At 46.4% G+C, this 20271-nt stretch carries 14 protein-coding genes; 6 read left to right on the top strand and 8 right to left on the bottom strand.

Annotated features, from left to right (window positions below):
- The first annotated feature begins 49 nt into the window (after positions 1 to 49).
- Both pgl and ABQ275_RS20440 read left to right on the top strand, forming a co-directional pair.
- Complete coding sequence (gene pgl / locus ABQ275_RS20445) at positions 50 to 775, top strand: 6-phosphogluconolactonase (RefSeq protein ID WP_349315008.1); 726 nt, start codon at positions 50 to 52, stop codon at positions 773 to 775.
- Between the two features lie 148 nt (positions 776 to 923).
- On the top strand, positions 924 to 1691 hold the full coding sequence (locus ABQ275_RS20440; RefSeq protein WP_349315007.1) for an amidohydrolase family protein: 768 nt from the start codon (positions 924 to 926) through the stop codon (positions 1689 to 1691).
- Here ABQ275_RS20440 and ABQ275_RS20435 read toward each other — a convergent pair.
- Complete coding sequence (locus tag ABQ275_RS20435; protein ID WP_349315006.1) at positions 1688 to 3139, bottom strand: FMN-binding glutamate synthase family protein; 1452 nt, start codon at positions 3137 to 3139, stop codon at positions 1688 to 1690. The two genes, ABQ275_RS20440 and ABQ275_RS20435, sit on opposite strands and share 4 nt — an antisense overlap.
- A gap of 345 nt (positions 3140 to 3484) precedes the next feature.
- Here ABQ275_RS20435 and ABQ275_RS20430 point away from each other — a divergent pair, with 345 nt between their 5' ends.
- From ABQ275_RS20430 to ABQ275_RS20420, 3 genes are all read left to right on the top strand, one after another.
- Positions 3485 to 6088 (top strand): family 20 glycosylhydrolase, encoded by a 2604-nt coding sequence (locus tag ABQ275_RS20430; protein ID WP_349315005.1) that lies wholly within the window; start codon positions 3485 to 3487, stop codon positions 6086 to 6088.
- A 159-nt stretch (positions 6089 to 6247) separates the two neighbouring features.
- Positions 6248 to 8428: a DUF5916 domain-containing protein gene (locus tag ABQ275_RS20425; protein WP_349315004.1), complete on the top strand. Its 2181-nt coding sequence runs from the start codon at positions 6248 to 6250 to the stop codon at positions 8426 to 8428.
- Between the two features lie 608 nt (positions 8429 to 9036).
- Positions 9037 to 9312, top strand: a complete 276-nt coding sequence (locus ABQ275_RS20420) for an HTH domain-containing protein (RefSeq protein ID WP_349315003.1) — start codon at positions 9037 to 9039, stop codon at positions 9310 to 9312.
- A 218-nt stretch (positions 9313 to 9530) separates the two neighbouring features.
- On the opposite strand, the gene ABQ275_RS20415 is transcribed toward ABQ275_RS20420, so the two are convergent.
- The 7 genes from ABQ275_RS20415 to ABQ275_RS20385 form a co-directional block, all read right to left on the bottom strand.
- A complete protein-coding gene (locus ABQ275_RS20415; RefSeq protein WP_349315002.1) occupies positions 9531 to 10238 on the bottom strand; it encodes an AcvB/VirJ family lysyl-phosphatidylglycerol hydrolase in 708 nt (235 codons plus the stop codon).
- A 20-nt stretch (positions 10239 to 10258) separates the two neighbouring features.
- Positions 10259 to 12853 (bottom strand): phosphatidylglycerol lysyltransferase domain-containing protein, encoded by a 2595-nt coding sequence (locus ABQ275_RS20410; protein WP_349315001.1) that lies wholly within the window; start codon positions 12851 to 12853, stop codon positions 10259 to 10261.
- 107 nt (positions 12854 to 12960) lie between these two features.
- Complete coding sequence (locus ABQ275_RS20405) at positions 12961 to 14553, bottom strand: T9SS type A sorting domain-containing protein (protein ID WP_349315000.1); 1593 nt, start codon at positions 14551 to 14553, stop codon at positions 12961 to 12963.
- Between the two features lie 40 nt (positions 14554 to 14593).
- Positions 14594 to 15232, bottom strand: a complete 639-nt coding sequence (locus ABQ275_RS20400) for a hypothetical protein (RefSeq protein WP_349314999.1) — start codon at positions 15230 to 15232, stop codon at positions 14594 to 14596.
- Between the two features lie 31 nt (positions 15233 to 15263).
- A complete protein-coding gene (locus ABQ275_RS20395; RefSeq protein WP_349314998.1) occupies positions 15264 to 16310 on the bottom strand; it encodes a hypothetical protein in 1047 nt (348 codons plus the stop codon).
- Between the two features lie 222 nt (positions 16311 to 16532).
- Complete coding sequence (locus ABQ275_RS20390) at positions 16533 to 16970, bottom strand: universal stress protein (RefSeq protein WP_349314997.1); 438 nt, start codon at positions 16968 to 16970, stop codon at positions 16533 to 16535.
- 49 nt (positions 16971 to 17019) lie between these two features.
- Positions 17020 to 17592 carry a TetR/AcrR family transcriptional regulator gene (locus tag ABQ275_RS20385; protein ID WP_349314996.1) on the bottom strand — a complete coding sequence of 191 codons (573 nt, stop codon included), beginning with the start codon at positions 17590 to 17592 and terminating at the stop codon, positions 17020 to 17022.
- A gap of 849 nt (positions 17593 to 18441) precedes the next feature.
- On the opposite strand from ABQ275_RS20385, the gene ABQ275_RS20380 reads away from it, so the two are divergent.
- The gene (locus tag ABQ275_RS20380) at positions 18442 to 20232 is read left to right on the top strand and encodes an alpha-L-fucosidase (protein WP_349314995.1); all 1791 of its coding nucleotides are present in this window, start codon (positions 18442 to 18444) and stop codon (positions 20230 to 20232) included.
- Positions 20233 to 20271: the final 39 nt, after the last annotated feature.

Here is a 20271-nt window from a genome sequence, read left to right as displayed (position 1 = left end):
CATATAAATAAATCAAATAAATCCTGGTCTGATCAGTAATTACTTTTTTATGGAATTACATATCGCAAAAGATCCCGCACAATTAAGTGAAAACGTGGCTGCGTGGATCAGCAATTATATACAGGATGTATTGCAGGAGCAGGAGCGGTTTACATTTGTGCTGTCTGGTGGCAATACCCCCAAACAATTATATGCGTTGTTGGCTAAAGCGCCCTACAATCAAATTATTCCATGGGAAAAAATACATTTTTTCTGGGGAGATGAAAGAGCCGTTCCCTTTGAGGATGAGCGCAATAACGCCCGCATGGCTTTTGATGTTTTGCTGGATAAAGTAGGCGTGAATCCGGATCATATCCACATCATGCGTACGGACATTGAGCCGGAAGCTGCTGCTGCGGAATATGAAAAGATCCTGAAAAGCTATTTCAAAAAGGAAGAAAATACTTTTGATCTGGTGTTGTTGGGTATGGGAGATGACGGGCATACCCTGTCGCTGTTTCCCGGTACAGCCGTGGTTCATGAGCAAAAATCCTGGGTGAAGGCATTTTTCCTGCAGGCACAGGATATGTACCGGATTACCTTAACTGCACCGGTAGTAAACAATGCCGCCTGTGTGCTTTTCCTTACCACCGGCGCAGGCAAAGCGTTTACCCTGAAAAATGTGATCGAAGGCACCTTCGATGCCGAAAAATTCCCTTCCCAGCTGATAAGGCCCCAGGACGGTGAACTGCACTGGTTTGTAGATGAAGCAGCAGCATCCGCCATGGAACTATAATGAGATTTTTGGATTTGATTATTTAGTGATTTAGTTATTTTGTTTCAAAGGAACATATACCATTGAAACAAAATAACTAAATCACCAAATCCCCTTCCGTCTCCAATTCATAATTATTCTGTAGCTTGTGCTACATAAGCCATAGCGTATGTTTGATAAGCCCGTATTTGATGCACATTTGCATATAACAGACCACCAGTACCCCTTGCAGCCGAACCAGGGATATTTGCCACCTTCGTTTACTGTTGCTGATTACCAGCAGCGGGCTGCCGAACTAAACATTAGCGGGGGCGCTGTTGTATCAGGATCATTTCATGGATTTGATCAGCAATATCTGCTGGCTGCACTAAAAATATTGGGGCCGGATTATGTTGGCGTGACCCAGATCCCCGCCAGCGCCACTGATGAGGAAATTATCGCTTTACATAATGCAGGCGTACGCGCCGTGAGATTCAATGTGCAGAGTGGCGGTTCTGAAAACACCAAATACCTGGAAAAACTGGGATTGCGTGTACATGAACTGGTGAAATGGCATGTGGAATTGTATGTGGATTCCAGGCAGTTGCCCGGCCTGTCCAACACCTTGCAAAAATTGCCCAAAGTTGTGATCGACCACCTCGGATTATCCAAGGCTGGATTTAAATATTTGCTGCCCCTGGTAGAAAAGGGCGCCATTGTAAAAGCCACCGGTTTTGGCCGCTGCGATTTTGATGTGTTAACCGCTATGCGGCAAATCACTGCGATCAACCCGGCAGCTTTGCTTTTTGGTACGGATCTTCCTTCTACGCGTGCTCCCAGGCCGTTTGATGTGGCAGACCTGAACCTGATCATCAATAATTTTTCACCTGCACTGGCAGCGAAAATATGCCGGGAGAATGCATTGGCATTGTACCAACCAGGAAACGGAACCGTTTAACCCTGGCCCCAGCTATCAATTTCAATCATCCCTATATTATGTTCCGGTGTTTGCCCGTTTGCAAAGCATCCCGGAACCGTGCTGGGATAAATATCTTCAAAACTACGTACCTGGTTCATGAACACGCGGCGGAAAATATGCCTGCGTGTGATCTGGTGCGGATCTTTTAATCCTGCTGCAGCAGTAAGTTCTATGGCACTTTCAACAGTATCGCGGTGGTAATTGGCAACGCGGTGTTTTTTCTCATCTACCACGAGACCGGCAGAAAGCCATTTGTCTTGTGTAGCCACACCCGTAGGACATTTATTCGTATTACACACTAATGCCTGGATACAGCCAAGGGCCATCATCATGGCGCGGGCGCTGTTGCAGGTATCCGCACCGAGTGCAATGGCACGGAGGATGTGATAACCGGTGAGCACTTTACCGGAGGCAATTATTTTTACCTGTTTTCTGATGTTGAAGCCCGTGAGGGTATCGTGTACAAATGGTAGTGCATCCATGAGTGGCATGCCCACTGAGTTGGAAAATTCCGGCGGCGCTGCGCCGGTACCGCCTTCGCCGCCATCTACTGTAATAAAGTCGGGGTAAATGTCTGTTTCTATCATGGCTTTACAGAGTGCATAAAATTCACGCTGCTGACCTATACATAATTTGAACCCTATGGGTTTGCCTTTGCTCAGTGTGCGCAGGCGTGCAATGAACAACATCATTTCACGGGGGCTGCCAAATGCTTTATGAAAAGGGGGAGAGAATACAGTAGTATGAGGTGTCACGTGCCGGATGGCTGCTATCTCCGGCGTATTTTTGGCAGCCGGTAAGATGCCGCCATGGCCGGGTTTGGCGCCCTGCGATAATTTCAGTTCAATCATTTTAATTTGTGGCAGCGCACTTTTTTCTGCAAAAAGCGTCTCCGAAAAATTACCATCTTCCTGCCGGCAACCGAAGTATCCGGTGCCTATCTGCCAGATAATATCGCCGCCCTGTTTCAGGTGAAAATCGCTGATACCACCTTCGCCGGTGTTGTGTGCAAAGTTGCCGATCTTCGCACCGCCGTTTAATGCTTCTACAGCATTGGAACTGAGCGATCCATAACTCATGGCGCTCACATTTAAAATGCTGGCGGAATAGGGCTGCAGACAGTCTTTCCCGCCGATGATAACACGTGGATCTTTCTCCATCAGATCAAAATCATGTGGCTGAATGGAATGTGCCATCCACTCATAACCTTCTGCATATACATTAAACTGGGTGCCAAATGGCTGTGAGTCCAGCTCCCGCTTGGCCCGCTGGTATATGGTGGAACGGTCTACCCGGTTCACCGGACTTCCGTCTATATCACTTTCAACAAAATACTGGTAAATTTTAGGACGCAATGCTTCCATCCAGTAGCGTGCACGCCCCACAACAGGGTAGTTGCGGATGATGGCGTGTTTGGTCTGCGTCATATCCAGGACGCCCATAATAATCACTGGCAGCACGGGAATCAGTAGCCAGAATACCCACGGAAAAAATAAACCCAAGCCAATAATCAGAAGCAGACTTACACATGAAAATCCAATAAATGCCTTTGCCATAGATCAATCTTTATTTATTTAAAGTTAAAGAATAATACAGTAGCAGTGATCCACGTATTTGCATATTTGCATTATAGTATTTATCTTACGGAGCGCCACGTAATTACCGGTGGCAGTGATAACCTGGGTATAAATACTTTCATCAACCGCCTGCATTATTTATATTGCCACTTTTTGCATTTCATTATATCGATATTTCTCAAATCTAACCAAAACATGATCAGGCATAAGTTTTTAGGAAAACTGATGACAACCGGCATATTACTGGTAAGTACAGTAGCAGGTGCGCAGGCGCAGCAAACACCGTTTGATGCTGCCAGCTTAAAGTCCAGTTGGGAAGTGGTGGAAAACCACTACGAGGGAAAGGATAATTTTTTATCGGCATTTACATTTATTAATACCGGGAAGAAAGCTTTCCCTGCAAAAGGGTGGCAGCTTTATTTCAATTTTATACGCATGGTTACCCCTGGTATCTTACCGGGCAATGTGAAAGTGGAACATATTAATGGTGACTTGTACCGGTTAACACCGGCAGATAATTTTACAGGTATTGCCCCAGGAGATTCACTGAAACTGGGGATGACAGGCGATGCCTGGGCCGTAAATTTTACGGATGCACCCACCGGCCTTTACCTGGTATGGGACGCACAACCGGAGAAAGGACTGTCAATAAAAAACTATACCATCCGTCCTTCTACTACTGCAAAACAACTGATGCGTTATCCCGGCGATAAATCTGCCGTAGTAACGCCAACGGATATATTTAAACAGAATGCCGGGATCAAAAATATTCCGGCTGCTCAATTACCTTTAATATTTCCTACACCGGCATCTTATATCGCTACGGGCGGTAAACTGGTGCTGGATGCGCCTCCCGCTGTGGTAGCGGACCCTGAGCTGGAACCCAGTGCAAAATTTCTGGGTAATGAAATGGTAACGTTACTGGGTAAACGAAATCCCGGTAAAGCCACCATTACGCTGAAACAGGATGCTACCCTCGCGGCCAATGCCTATACGCTGGATGTAACACCACAGGGTATTACTATTGCGGCAGGCAGCAACGAAGGCGCTTTTTACGGTATACAGTCCCTGAAATCCCTCATAACACCTGCGGCATGGGCCGGTGTGCAGAAATCCATTAGCATACCGGCAGTGCAGGTGAAAGACTATCCCCGGTTCGGTTACCGTGCTTTCATGATTGATGTGGCCCGCAATTTCCACGACAAGCGTGATCTGCTCCGTATCCTGGACCTGATGGCCCTGTACAAACTAAACATATTACACTTTCACTTCAGTGATGATGAAGGCTGGCGCGTGGAAATACCTTCGCTCCCCGAACTCACAGAAGTGGGCGCCAAACGCGGTCACAACACCGGCTGGAAAAATATGTTGCAACCTTCCTACGGCTCCGGCCCTGATACCGTTAATGCCGGTTCCGGTTACCTGACCCGCAACGATTTTATAGAAATACTGCGTTATGCCACGGAAAGGCATATACGTGTATTGCCTGAAATAGAAAGTCCCGGTCACGCCCGCGCAGCGGTTAAATCCATGGAATCCCGCTACTACCACCTGAAAGCAGCAGGTAAAGAAAAGGAAGCAACGGAGTTCCTGTTGACAGATCTGGAAGATAAATCTGTATATCACTCTGTACAATACTGGAACGATAATGTGATGAATGTGGCATTGCCATCTACTTACCGTTTCCTGGATAAAGTGGTGGAAGAGTTGCAGGGGATGTACAAGGAAGCGGGTGCCCCGTTGCCTTCCATCCATATGGGCGGTGATGAAGTACCTAATGGCGTTTTCGAAAAATCGCCTGCCTGTATCGCCCTGATGCAACAGGATAGCACCCTGAAAAATGTAAATGACCTGTGGTATTATTACTTCCGGAAAGTGAATAACCTGCTCAACGCCCGCGGTATAGAAGTAGCCGGCTGGGAAGAGGCAGGGATGCGAAAAACCACGCTGGATGGCGAATCACAAAGTATTCCCAATCCTGATTTTGTGAATAATAATTTTCAGTTGAACGTGTGGAATAACGTGATCGGTGATGGACAGGAAGACTTGTCTTACCGTTTGGCCAATGCCGGTTATAAAGTTATTTTATCCGGGGTGAGTAATTTTTATTTTGATATGGCTTACATGAAAGCCTTTGATGAACCCGGGTTTTACTGGGGTGGATTTGTAGATGTAGATAAACCTTTTTACTTCATTCCTTTTGATTACTATAAAAATTCAAAGGTAGATGGCAGGGGTAACCCCGTAACGCCGGAGTTGTTTCGGGGTAAGGACCGGCTAACAGGTTTTGGTCAGTCCAATATCAGGGGCATTCAGGGCTTGTTATGGAGTGAAACCGTGACGACCCCCGATCGTATGGAATATATGATGCTGCCCAAGTTGCTGGGACTTGCAGAACGTGCATGGGCACAGGACCCGGCATGGGCTACCGAGAAAGACAGTGCCAAAGCAGCGGCATTATATGACCAGGCCTGGAGTGTATTTGCCAATGTACTGGGCAAGCGGGAGATGCCCCGTCTGGACTACTACAATGGTGGATACAACTGGCGCATTCCTACCGCCGGTGCAGCTGTGGATGATGATGTGCTGAGCGCCAATGTACAACTACCCGGTTTAACGATCCGCTATACTACTAACGGTGAAGAGCCTACGAATAAAAGCACCGTTTATACCGCTCCTGTAAAGGCCGGTGGTAAAACCGTTAAGCTCCGGGTATTTGATGCCCGTGGCCGCAGCAGCAGAACAACCACTGTGAAAGTACCGCAGCCGTCGGCGCAGTTGAAAGGCAATAAAAACTAAAGAAAATATTTAGAGATTTACGAATTTAGAGATTTACGAATTTTTGGGTTTTGTTTCAACAACTTGTTTACTGTTAAAAACAAAATCCCGAAATCCCGAAATCTCAAAATTCGTAAATCTCTTTTTGTATTTTGTCCGTTAAACCCATAATTACTGATTGTGCGAATCATCCCACGTATATTATGCTGTTGTTTGCTCAGTGTGCCGGCAATGGCCCAAAAGCAAAAGAAAAACGAGTCTTATCATCTGCAGATGCGCAAGGCTTCTTCACCTGTTAAGATTGATGGTGTTGTTGATGAACAGGCCTGGAGAGATGCAGATGTAACGACCAGTTTTCACATGGTATTACCTATGGATACCAGTGGTGCTAACTTACGCACGGATGTGCGTATGACCTATGATCAGCAGAATATTTACCTGTTGGTAGAGAACTACAAACAGGGTGACGGGCCTTATATGGTGGAGTCGCTGCGGCGTGATTTCTCGTTCCTGAAAAATGATAACTTCCTCCTCTTCATGGACCCTTTTGATGACCAGACCAACGGCTTCACTTTTGGCGCTAATGCTGCGGGAGCCCAGTGGGACGGATTGATGTATGATGGTGGAAAAGTGGATCTGAGCTGGGATAACAAATGGGCATCGGTTGTAAAGAACTATGATGATAAGTGGGTGTTTGAAGCGGCTATCCCGTTTAAATCTATCCGCTACAAAAAGGGAATCACCAAATGGGGGATCAACTTTAGCCGCAATGATCTCAAGACAACGGAGAAATCGGCCTGGGCGCCTGTGCCACGACAGTTTCCCACCGCTTCGCTGGCCTATACGGGCAGCCTGGATTGGGATGCACCTCCGCCGGAAGCAGGTCCCAATATTTCATTGATTCCTTATGCACTGGGCGGTATTTCCAAAGACTATGAAAAAGGAACGGTTCCAAAATACCGTGGCGATATAGGCATGGATGCCAAAGTAGCCATTACATCTTCCTTAAACCTGGACCTTACTGTAAACCCCGATTTCTCGCAGGTGGATGTGGATAAGCAGGTGACCAACCTGGATCGGTTTGAACTATTTTTTCCGGAGAAACGGCAATTCTTCCTGGAGAACGGCGACCAGTTTTCTAATTTCGGTTATTCTACGCTCCGGCCTTTCTTCTCACGACGTATAGGCCTTGGCGTGCCCATTCATTTTGGTGCGCGGCTTAGCGGTAAAATCAATAAGGACTGGCGTTTGGGCGTAATGAATATGCAAACGGGGAAGCAGGAGGAAACAGGTTTGCCTGCGCAGAATTTTACCGTGGCTGCATTGCAGCGCCGGGTGTTTTCCCGTTCCAACCTGGGATTTATGTTTATCAATAAAGAGTCTGTAAACTATGATCCTGAGAAGGTGGTGGATAAGCCGGTGTATTCACAATACAACCGTAACATGGGAATGGAATATAACCTGGCTTCTTCCAATAATTTCTGGACGGGTAAAGCATTGTTCCTGAAATCGTATAGCCCTGGCAAGAAAGGCCATGATATGGCGCATGCGGCTAACCTGCAATATACCAGCAAGGTATGGAACATCAGCTGGCAGCATGAATATGTAGGGCGTAATTACAATGCGGAAGTGGGCTATGTGCCACGGCAGGGTTATATTAAAATGGTACCGCAGGTTACCCGCCTGTTCTTCCCGTTGTCCGGCGCTGTGTTGAGTCATGGCCCGCAGCTGAGTACTACTTACTTTATGGACGAAAACTTCAAGAGCACGGATAATGAAACGTTGCTGAATTATGGTATCGTGTTCCGTAAGCGTAATACACTAAATATATGGGGATCTAATACTTATATCAAACTCCTGCTGCCTTTTGATCCTACCAATACCGGTAAGGACAGCCTGATGGCGGGTACCAAACATAGCTGGAGTACGGTGGGTGCGGATTATGTATCCAAACCGCAAAGCCTGTTTACATACGCGCTTTCTGCGCGCTATGGTGGCTACTATGCAGATGGTACACGGCTGATGACCAATACAGAGCTGGGGTATCGTTTTCAGCCCTATGTAAGTATTGCTTTAAGCGCCAACTACAATCATATTAATCTTCCGAAGCCCTGGGGGAATAATTCTTTCTGGCTGGTAGGTCCGAGGCTGGATGTTACTATGACCAATACCTTGTTCTTTACCGGCTTTATGCAGTACAACGGGCAGCAGAAGAACATGAATCTGAATACCCGTTTCCAATGGCGTTACAGGCCGGCCTCCGACCTGTTTATTGTGTATACAGACAATTACCTGCCGGAACCTTTTTATGTAAGGAACCGTGCGCTGGTGTTGAAGATGGTGTACTGGTTGAATTTATAAGATTTTTTCCGGTGTTATATACTGATATATGCTGATCGCTTTGCTGGCAGCGGATTTCGTGTGCCGGGCGGGAAAAGTTAAAGCAAGAACGTTTAGAAATCATTAACATTCTGCCAGAATTTTATTTTTATTATTGTAAGACGAAATAAGAGATATCAAACCATATATTATTTTTCATTTACTATCGTTGTAAAATAATTCCCCCTGGTTTTTACCACGGGGATTTTTTTTGCTACCTGTTTTTTTAGCGGGTTTTGTACCGGGAAAAATACCCTTCTCCTGCTGCTTGTTTTCCCTTGTATAAACAAATCGGTGCCTGCTTGAAAAGTGAGAAGCCTCGCGCATTAAAACCCTTGTTGATATTGTCTATGCGGCATTTTTGCAGTAGATTTATTTTTCTTGATATTTCAATATTTTTCCCATCTTTGTATGAGTATTATTACACGCAAAACAATCGCATCTGCACTATTTTCCTATTCCCTGTTTTTGTGAAACCCGTTTAAATCAGTCTTTTAATATTTAAATCCAAATATATATATGAGAATCTTGGTTTAATCATACACATTATCGTATATTCAGTATATAACCGTTAAGCCCCTCTATGCCACATGCCAAAGCGTTATTTTGACCGACTTCAGACCATTGATTACCTTATCAGGATCAAAGGCACCGGTAAGCCCGCTCAGTTAGCCAAGCGGCTTCGTATTTCCGAAAGAACACTCTATGAATTCCTCAAAATGATGAAGGAGTTAGGTGCTCCCATTGAGTACGACCGGTACAAGGAAAGTTACTACTACTCTGAAAAGGGTGGATTTAACATGCGGTTTGCCAGGAACCTGGCTTCCGTGAGTATGGTACTTTTTTTCCTGATGAATTTATGGTAAACATGGTCCGCGCCATGATCTGTTAACCGGCCTTCCCGTTAGCATCGCCGCGCCCGAGCCGCCCCAGGTGGGCACATGGATTTCACCCTGACTGCCTCACCAGTCACCGCGGAATCATTTGCAACTTTCATTTCAAAGAAATGGACAGAGCGGGTATTGTACAAAATACCGGCTCTGTCCAAATCAGTTCTCTAAAAACATTGTGATGGGCTGCATTTTTATTTCCCCTGCCCGATAGCAGCCAGGATCTTGCTGGCTACACCGCTGGCATCTTCATCATAGGTATGTCCGCCTGGTAAAATAAGTTTTCTGTAATGTTGAATCGTGAGATCCATCAGGTTGAAATCTTTTTCTTCTGCCCCAAAAACAAGCAGCATCGGCTTCTCCTTGATCTTATTGATTTCTGTGATGACGCTCATCCCTTTGCTGCCCGACTTTCCCAGCATATCAGCAATATGTACTTCCATATCAGTGAAGCGGGAGGGAGATAAAAACACCACCTGCTGCACCTGGTTTTCAATATTAGCAGGCAGATGATTGTAGATAAACGGCAACACATCGGCCCCCAGTGAATAGCCGATCAGCACAACGCCATGATTATGGTTCCATGTAGCCTGATAATGCCGGATCAGTGCTGTTACATCATCAGCAGCCTGCTGTGGATTTTTTTTATTCCAGAAATATTTCAGGGCGTTAAGGGCAACTACAGGATAGTTCTGCTGATAAAAAGCTTCTATCATATTGGCAGAAAACTTTTTCATGCCACCATCTCCTGTGATGTACAGGATCAACGGCGCTGTATTGCCGGCTGCCGGCGCTTTTATCAGCACCGGTAGGTTATTGATGCTGCTTTGCCCGCTTGCGGAAAGGAAGCCGGAAAATAATAAACAAACAAGCAGCTTACATATATTGCGCATCAAGGTCATATACAACGAATATAATCAGTTTAATCCTGGTTAGGTTGCATGACCTTGCTCAACGCAGCGGGTAACTGAATCAGATCAAAATCATGTCCATAGATAAGGTATTTGTTGGTCCACTCCGTTGCATATTTATCCTTGAACTCCCGCAGTCCCTGGTAGTGACGGAAGAAACGTAATTTCTCATAGGCATACTTCACCATCTTTTCTGCCGTGTTTTGCGGCTGAATAATACCGGACATAGGTACCATGCCCAGGTTGAGGAATTGCAACCCTTTTTGTTGTGCATCCAGGATCAGTGCAATGATCAGCGCATCCATCACGCCTCCCGGCGCACTGGTACGCTTACGGATCAGGTCATAAGTGCATTCTCCCGGCGCATAATCAGGGATAATATTCAGGAATGCGGCCACACTGCCGGTTGCATCTGTCACTGTAATAATATCCTGTTCATAGATGGCCGCTTCATCAAACAGTCCTTGTGAAAAAGTCATTTCTTTTACTTCATATTGCGCCAGCCATTCATCACTCACTTCCTTCAACGCTGCGATCATTGCTGGTGTTTGCGGAGCAGGATGCAGGGCGGTGACATAACCTTTATTAGCCAGGCTGTTCAGGCCGTTGCGCAACGATTTTTTATCTTTCCCACTCAGGGTAAACGAACGGATATCCATAATCGCTTCCTGGCCTATCAGCATTTTCTTTTTCTTCAGCTGGCTGAAGTAGTAGGTGCTATCTTCATCAACCCTGTAAAACGCGGGCCGCAGGCCCATTTTACGGCATTGTTGCTCAAACTCTTCCAACAGTGGTATTTTATGTTCTTCACTACACACCGGTTCTTCCAGCACAATAGCGAAGCTGCTGGCTACCCGGTAAGCAATAAACCCTTCATACTGTTTGGATACAAATAATAATTTATCCTGTCCTACTTTAAAATAATCCATGGGAGAATCGCCATGCTGGCTCAGGTAGAACCGGGCTTTTTCAAGTGCGGTATTTGTTTGCCGCGTCACATGCAGGTAAGGCCGGATGATCGTATAAAAAAGGAAAGCCCATGAGCTCACTCCCAGGAACCGGATGGCCGACATAAACTCCCGTCCGAAACGGGTTACCGGCTGTAGCCCGTCATCTTCCAGCAGCATAAAACAATGGAAGGCATGACGAAGGGATTGCAGCCATGTAAAATCAATTCCAAAATGACGCACATTCAGAAAATAAAAACCGATAGTGCCAAAAGTTAGCACCAGCAGGAAAGTGGCAACGGCGGTTACTACGCCGATATTTACCAGCTGCGGATTGCTTTTAACACGGTACTGCTTCGCTGTTATCAGCAGGATGATACATGTAATCAGTGCCAGTGAAGCTTCTTCATAATCCAGTGCTTTACTGATATGGCCTATTACAGACAGTAACGATACCGATAAAGCTACTATCCACGCACTACGCAAGCCCCTGAAAAGGAAGGTGGCAGTCACCAGCAGGATCAGCCCGAGGAATACCACGAGCAGGTTGGAAGCGTGAATAGAAGTGCCGGGAATGTAAGCGCGCAGCAGGTGCATACGACTGGCCAGTGGTGGTGTGAGTACTGAAAAAATATTCACCATCCCCAATAAAAAGATCAGGATAGGCGGCAGCAACCGCAGTACCAGGTCGCGGCCTTTTAATGCAAAGGCCAGCATACCGGCTATCAGCGGCAGCCAGAACTCAAACAAACGGAATAACAAGGTAATCTCCAATGCCTGTAAAGTAGTAAAGCCATAATTGCTCAACAGGTAAGCCAGCGATAATTCAATGGCGCCCAGTCCGCGTAAAAAAGGAGAAATTATGAGAAAGATGGTAGCAACAATATATCCTACGCAAGCCGCTTCCAGTGAGGGTGTTACGCCTACTGCCAGCATGCTCAGGTACAGATGCGCCACACCAGCTACTTCAATCAGTACGGAGGCAATGACGGTATTCATAAAAGCAGGTACAGATAGTTGAAAGGTGAATATTTCATCTACCTGTTGGGCGGCTCCCGGAAAATATTTTAACAGCAACTGATACGCTTTCCCTTTTGATTGCATGGAGCGTACCAACCATACCACCAATCCCAGCAACACACAAATGGCGGCCAGTCCCCATACTGCACCCTGTATGCTGGTAGTGTGCAGCATGGCATACAACACTACCGGAATACCCACAAGGAATACGGATAAGATCCCCACAAATCCATAAATACCGGATGCCTGGTGTATTTGCTGCTTATGCAACGAAGTGTGACGCAAACGCTGCGGCACATAGGCCAGCGAACTGATACCTCCTGCCGGCAGGAATACGGATAAAAGATTCCGTTTCAGAAAAAGTTCTGTACTCAGATAAGTATTTAACCTGGCGCCTATGGCCCGGAAGCTGAAGACATACATGAGTGCCTGTAAAAGTATATAGATAGCCGTTACCAATACGCCCATGATTACCCAACTGCGGTTTGCACTTTTTATGGCAGGTACCAGCGCGTATAACTCATGACGCTGTGAACGAAAGAAATAGATAGCTAATAAAATGAATAATACAGCTAGCAGCTCCTTCCAGTGGAGTTTTCGCAGAAAAGTTGCAGACAGCATTTTTTTTCCTATAGGCATGGTAAATTGGTTGTTCTTTATTTTTATTTAACTGCCAAAGTTACGCCAAGATTGAAAGGATGCCCGCTTGTAGAGAGAGTTTAAGCGGATTTTAATATTACCACGGATTATTCCTGTAAGAGGATTTTCTCGACATGAATAATCGTTCCGTCTTCACCCAGGAATTGAAGGAAATAAGTGCCCCTGGCAAGCCCTGCCGGTATATTCAGTTCGTAGTAATTGCGGGTTTGCAGTGGTTGTCCGAATTCCTGCCATAAGATTCTTCTGCCTGGAACATCCATTAATGAAAGGGCTTTTACATGTTGACTGGCGCCATAATAAATGTGAATCACCCCTCCGCGGACGGGGTTGGGCCATACAGCAATATCGGCTCTTATATTTTTGCCTTTCACGATACGTATCGGGCTATAGAAAAAAGTGCCATCGCTCATGCTGACTTTCAGCCGGTAGAAAATGAAGGATTCATTGGCCGGGAGGTCTACGGCATCATAACCGGTTGGATAAAAGCTGATGCCACCGGGCGCACTGCTTTTTACAAATCCGACAGAATCGAATGTGGCGCCTCCGGCGAATTTGCGTTCTATCGTAAAGCCAAGACAAAAGTATTCCCTGCTCATGATCCAGCGAAGGAGAACGCTGTCTTCATTTGTTTGGCTGCGATAGGCTTCAAAAAAAGCCAGCGTCGTTTTACCGGGACTGTTTACGGTTTCTGCTACCAGGCTGGTGAAATAATTGGTGGCTGTAAGATGTTGAAAGGAGCGTACCTCATACGTTGATTGATGATCCGTGACACCCGTAGTATAAGGGCTGGGCGATTTTGGTGCAGCACGCCGTGCGGCAACATCCCAGGCAGTGTCTATAAACCGGGCAATATAACTGGTGTTGCGGTTGGCTTCATAGGCGGGGCCTTCGTCACCGAAGCCGTGTACCAGCGTCAGGTTGATGGCCGCATCCGGTTGTGATATAGCTATCTGCCAGGTTTTGTTGATACTGGTGAGATAGAGATTATCACCTGTGGTGAGATGCTGGTACGTACTATCTGAAACGCCTACACGAAAATCAGCGGAGGCGCCGCGATTTTCTATGATGGCAGGGGTAAAGCTGGAAGGTTTTGTTCCTACGGGGAAAACAACCTCTTTATCACTGGCGGAAATATTATTTCTGTATAAAGATCCGCTACCCGTTGTAGTGCCTGTGACGATAAAATTCCGGGAAGAATAATTACGTATATCCCCTGCCGTATGATGTCCCATCACGAGGTTCCAGCCATTGAGGAACAGGTATCCTTTACGGAGATCCAGCATGTTTACTATTTTCAGGTCACTCAGGTCGTCGAGTACAACGCCTGGTGAATTTTCTATGCTGATATTCGGGAAGCTGGGACCCTCGTTCATGACGGCGCTGAAGCCGCCGCTGATATATTGGTATACAGCCGGATTGGGTTGCAGGAAACGAAACAGTCCACCACCTGCGCTGTAACCATCTGCGCTTTCATCACGTATTACGGCATGGCTGGTATTACGCCAGCGTAGTCCGTAAAAGTTGACAACCGATCCGGTGGGAGAAAGGATATTGCCCTCATTGATCATGTCGCCAAAAACGGCTATGGTATCGGCGCCAAAGACAGCGATGTTGCCGTTGGGATGGAGCCAGGTGGCAGACTGCGCCTGCATTCCCCGGAGGGAAAGGAAAAAAAACAAAATGGTTAATATGACGTGTTGCTGTCGTATGATGAATATGTTAATAGCCTATTACCGTGACAAATATTTTTGTAGCTGCTGCTGCCGCATTGTTATGTAATTCCAGTCCTTCAGCTGTATTCAGTAGCACGATGGGAGTTGTTTTACTTTCCATCAGGATCAGGTAGAGCCTTGATAGAGTATAGCCCAATACTGCTGCTGAAGGCGCGCTTGTAACATCCGTACCTCCCCTGGCCGTAACATTAACGCTCAGGATCTTGCTGAATCCTGCGCTGGAAATATCTACCTGTGGTAATCCTGCCGGGGTATTGGATACAGAATCGGCCCATATTTTTATGCGTTTGGAAATCATCCCTGCGCCATTATAAAATACAGGCCCCGCAGTAGAAAGGCTGTCGGCCACCCGTGACCAGTAACCATTCCGTCGCACCATCAGGCTTTTCAGCGGGGTGTAGTAAATAACCATGCCGTCGGGAGAAGTATTCAGCGGCGCGAGTGTTGTGTCCAGTATCCTTGGTAATAATAATCCCTGCTTACTGGCTTTTAGTTCCAGTAAGGCGGCTTTGCTGCTGCTCCAGATGGTATCACTCAGTAACAGCTGCTGTGCCTGCGCTTGTCCGCACAACAGCAGCCATAACAGGCAAGGGAATGCGCTGTATCTAAACATTGCTTTCAGCATGTATAACAATTTAACGGGTATAATAATCTTGTTACTTTTTGATCACATACCAGTTGTTACCATCTGTTTGCAGGGTTACGTACGTGTAATTATTATAGATGATATAGGAGCTGCCGCCTTCTATTTGTCCGCCGGTAGGCTGAATGGTGACGCTGTTGTCAATAGTACCGCCTATCTTTTTGATGGTGTACACACGGCCGGTGATATTGGTACCAGGCGGTAGTGTAATGGTTACTGCTCCGCCGGAAGCATCTACCAGCAAGGTGTTATCTGTTTCTGTCAGGGAGCCGGTGGCGCTGACAGACCGGATATTCATAGACATGGAGCCGCTCACCTGCAAGGTGGAATTAGCTTTTGCTACATCGCCAATGTTGGCAGCTTTACCTACGGACAGCGTGTCCCGCAGCGTTTTAAAACCTGCAAATGTTTGGGTGGTTGTAGATACGCCACCGGGGTTGGAAGCATCGGCAGGTGCGAGATGCAGGGTCCCCGTCGTATTATCCAGCAATAGTCCGTTTGCATTTGGTGCACCCAGGAATGCGCCGATAGTGATTGCCTGCTGTTTGCTGCTGAAAGCAGCCCAGTCGGCATAAGTGAGCAACCCTGTTTTTTGAGAGGCGCCGTTTACAATGGGGACATTCATTGTGATGGTACTATCCACTGGGGAAGTGTTGACCCCATAAGCTGCATCTGCCGTATCCGCCTTGATGGTGAAGCCCTGCCGCGCTAAGCCGTTGAGGCTGCGGATGGCGTCGGAGAAGGCTGCCGTAGAAAGATCCCGTTGGTTAACTGTTCCCGTAGTAGGATCAATCACCAGTACACTGATGAGAGAGGTACTGACCGGTACCTGTTTCAGAGCAACGGTTTGGGTAGCACTGATGTTGATGGCTTCCGCTGCGTTGGTCCGGATGGAAAGCGGTTGTCCGTCGGAAGTACCCAGGTACTGGGCGGCGGTAGTACCGGCATTTCCTTTCAGCTGCCAGTTGTTGTTGGAAACGGAGAGACTGTCTGCCAGTTTAGACCAGAAACCATTGCTTCGGATCAGCAGACTTTTGGTTCCGGTATAATAAATAATCATCCCGTCGGGCGCATTATTAAGCGGGGCAAGGGTAGTATCCGGAATCCGGGAGTGTGGGCGCTGGAATAGGGGAGTGGGGATGCAGGTAATGTTTTAATTATTCGTAATAAATATAACGCTTCTGTTATTAATCAGTATAAAAAAATCCCGGCAATAAAAGCCGGGATCTGTAACAGGCAGTTGTTATAGTTATTATCAGAAGAGATTGTACGGTGTTATAAACTAGTGTTCTTCCTGGTTATAGGGTACTACGAGTACGGGTATACGTGCATGACGGATGATATATTCTGCCGTGCTGCCAACCAGCATGTGATTGAGGCCGGTACGTCCATGTGTTCCTACTACGAGCATCGCCGTTTCGCCGGCATGTGTCTGGTCAAGTATTTCGCTTTTGGCATTGCCGGTAGCCACCAGTACTTTAATATCGGCATCGGGGTAACGGCTTTTATATTGTTGGAGGATGCCTTCTACCTCGCTGATCCTGGAAGGGATATCATCTGTAAAAACAGGTCCGGCTTCAGGAAGACCAATACCAATACCTATTTCCACCACTGAAAAAAGGGTAACAGGTGCATTCATTTTCCTGGCCAGTTCAACGCCGGTGCTGATCAGGGTTTCAGATTGGCTGCTCAGATCCACTGCAATTAATATTTCTGACATATCGGATTGTATTTATTGTGAATAATTATTCATTTATTATGATCAGGTATCAGGCTTTTAAGGCATCCCAGCAAAGATCAAAAGTGATGTTGATTTTTGTGCTGTTGAGGGTAATACCACTGTAATGTGTTTGCCTTACCAGTTCATTCATCGCGCCCATCATAAAGGTGAGCAACAGTCCTGGTTCCACCTTTTTAATCAGTTGTTCTGCCTGTCCTCTTTCTATCAGTGCATAAAAGGGAGCCGCCAGCTGCTGGGCCTTCTCCCGGGTGTCTGCCGTAATATAGGGAGAGTGGTAACATTGCTCCAGGAAAACGGCCTCCTCAAAATTTTGTAACCGGTACCTGAATATATTGAGCCAGATATTTTTAAATCCGGGCTTATATGGCAGTTGTGGATTATAACCTTTGAAAGATACCTGCACCGAGTTCTCCCGGCAGGCGGCAAACAAGGCATTGATCAGCTCATCCTTACTTTTATAGTAAACATACAAAGTACCGGTGGCAATACCGGCCTCCCGGGAAATGTCGCTCATGGTAATGCCGGAAAGCCCCTTCTTAGCCACAAGGCTGAGTACAGCACGGCATATTTCCACTGATTTTTTATCGTCTTTCAGTTTCACTATACAAATATAAGTGAATAAGTATTCACTAAAGAGATGAAAAACATGTTTTTTTAAACTTCGTTATGATGGCTCTTGTCATTGTGCATCCTTGAAAAATGGCCCGGGGCTAAAGCCGCGTGGTCGTTGCTATCAGGGAAGTATAAAATCCCCGTAGTGGAAACTGCGAGGAGCTATTCATCAGGTGATGAACCGAACGAAAGCCAACGGATAAGACTCTTGTCCGGACTTACGATTTTAGTCAACCTAATAAAAATCCCATCGGCCTGGATAAGCTGACAGGGAACTACAATATTTGTTAGATGTATGCATTAACTTCTTTTCAATAGCTGTAATAATTTTTTTCAGCAGATGATCATCCCGACAAACAATATTAAGTGCAATTCAAAACCAATTGGTTAATTAAATCTTAACGAAAACAGGATTAACAGAAAATGAACCGTTTTTTCGGGAAAGCTGTATGAGCGTGTAATTGGGGGAATAGCTCATGATGAGAATGGAGCAAAAAGAAACCCTTGCTGATGACAATCCAGCAAGGGTCATTAAAAAAACATTCACATGTCATCTGCAGTATTAGAGGGCAAGCTGGCAGATGTTGATATAGAATTGACGCCTAGTAATAATATTAAAATGATTGGTTAAGTCATCCTGATAGGTAGAATAACCGATCTTTACCTAAGATAACGGTTCCTGCCGGGATAATTAGTTAACCGTTCGTTAATATCAATACATGCCTGTTCCCCGTGTTTCCTCATACCATTTTCCCTTTCCCTGATAGCATTTTCCAAGCACTTGCACATACGGGTAGTAATGTATATTTTTTATGCGTTGCTTTAAAAAACAGTCTTTATGTTCCACAAAATCCCATTAGTATTTTTATTGTTGTGTACGTGCTGGCATGCGCAGGCGCAGGACGTGCCTGATATGTGGACTAAATCCGCTGGAAATAACAATTCCCATCCTGGTTTGCAGTGGTTTCAGGATGCTAAATTCGGCTTGTTTATTCACTGGGGGCTATATTCAAAACTGGCTGGCCGGTGGAAAGACAGCAGCTACTACGGCAGCGGGGAATGGATCATGAACCGCGCCAAAGCACCGGCAGCGGAATATGCCAGGGTGGCAAAAACATTCAACCCCACCGGCTTTGATGCAACAACGTGGGCGCAGACCGCCAAAGAATCTGGTATCCGGTACATGGTGATCACCGCCAAGCACCATGAAGGCTTCAGTATGTATGATTCCAAAGTAACCGATTTTGATATCGTAGACGCTTCCCCCTATAGGAAAGACCCCATGAAAGCATTATCCCGGGCCTGCAATGCAGCAGGCATCCGGTTCGGATTCTATTATTCACAGTTCCTGGATTGGCATGAACCCAATGGTGGTGGCAACAGCTGGGACTTTACCACCAAAGAAAAAGATTACCAGCAATACTACCGGACCAAGTCCATCCCGCAATTGAAAGAACTCCTAACCAACTACGGCCCCCTGGGTCTGGTATGGTTTGATATGCCGGGCGGCCTCACAACTGCCCAGACCAAACAAATGATAGACAGTCTCCGGCTGCTGCAGCCCAACTGCCTGTTCAGCAGCCGCGTAGGGCATGACCTGGGCGATTACCGCGATTTCGGCGACTCTGAAGTGCCGCCAGTGCCCATTGCCGGCGCATGGGAATCTATCTACACACATAACGACTCCTGGGGCTATATTCAACACGATCTCAATTTTAAATCTCCGGGAGAAATCATTCATCTTTTATCCAATGTGGCGTCTAAAGGCGGTAACCTCATGCTCAATGTAGGCCCCGATGGTGACGGGAAGTGGCCGGCCTATTCTATTGCCTACCTCAAAGCTACCGGCAAATGGCTGGAACAATATGGTGAAAGCATTTATGGTACCACCTATGGATTAATCTCCGCACAACCCTGGGGTGTTACTACCAGCAAACCCGGTAAATTATTCCTGCATGTATGGCAAAAACCATCTAATGGACAGTTACGTGTGCCGGGTATTACAGCGAAAATAAAGTCAGTGAAAATATTGGGTACGGCTAAAAAATTGACCTGGAAACAATTGCCGGAAGAAACTGTGATCACGCTGCCAGCTACATTGCCGGATAGCCGCAATACGGTACTGGTAATGGAATACAGCGGCATACAACCGGACCTGTCGCAGCTACGCACCCAAACGGTGAGCAGCGATTATCCACAGGCAGAAATACCCGCTGTATGGGCCGTATTCAATGGCGCTGCTAAAAATAAACTGTTTACTTATTCCCACTACTTCGGCGACTGGAAACACGACAACTGCGCTACCGGTATGCAGGATGCCGGCGATGCCCTGGTATTTCCCCTGGAAGTACAGGATGCCGGCGACTATAAAATAATACTCGATTATGCATGCGAACCTGCCAGTGCTTCCCAACAGGGCGTGGTAACACTCTACGGGCAACAATTGTCTTTCCTGACGCTGAATACCGGCACCTACAACAGTCATCAGCCACTGCTGTTTATCCAGCACGCAGTGGGGATTATTCATATAGATAAGGCGGGTAAACAAAACCTTGCAGTAAGACCTGTAGCCGGGAACAAAAAAGAACTTTTCTGGCTGCGGAAAATCATACTGCAACCGGTAAAATAATTTATCCTGACAAATAATACTCGTGGTGAAAGCATTCTT

It is taken from the genome of Chitinophaga sp. MM2321 (assembly GCF_964033635.1).
In the GTDB taxonomy this organism is placed as follows: domain Bacteria; phylum Bacteroidota; class Bacteroidia; order Chitinophagales; family Chitinophagaceae; genus Chitinophaga.
The sequence above is the reverse complement of the archived record's forward strand: the minus strand, read 5'-3'. Positions and strand labels throughout refer to the sequence as shown.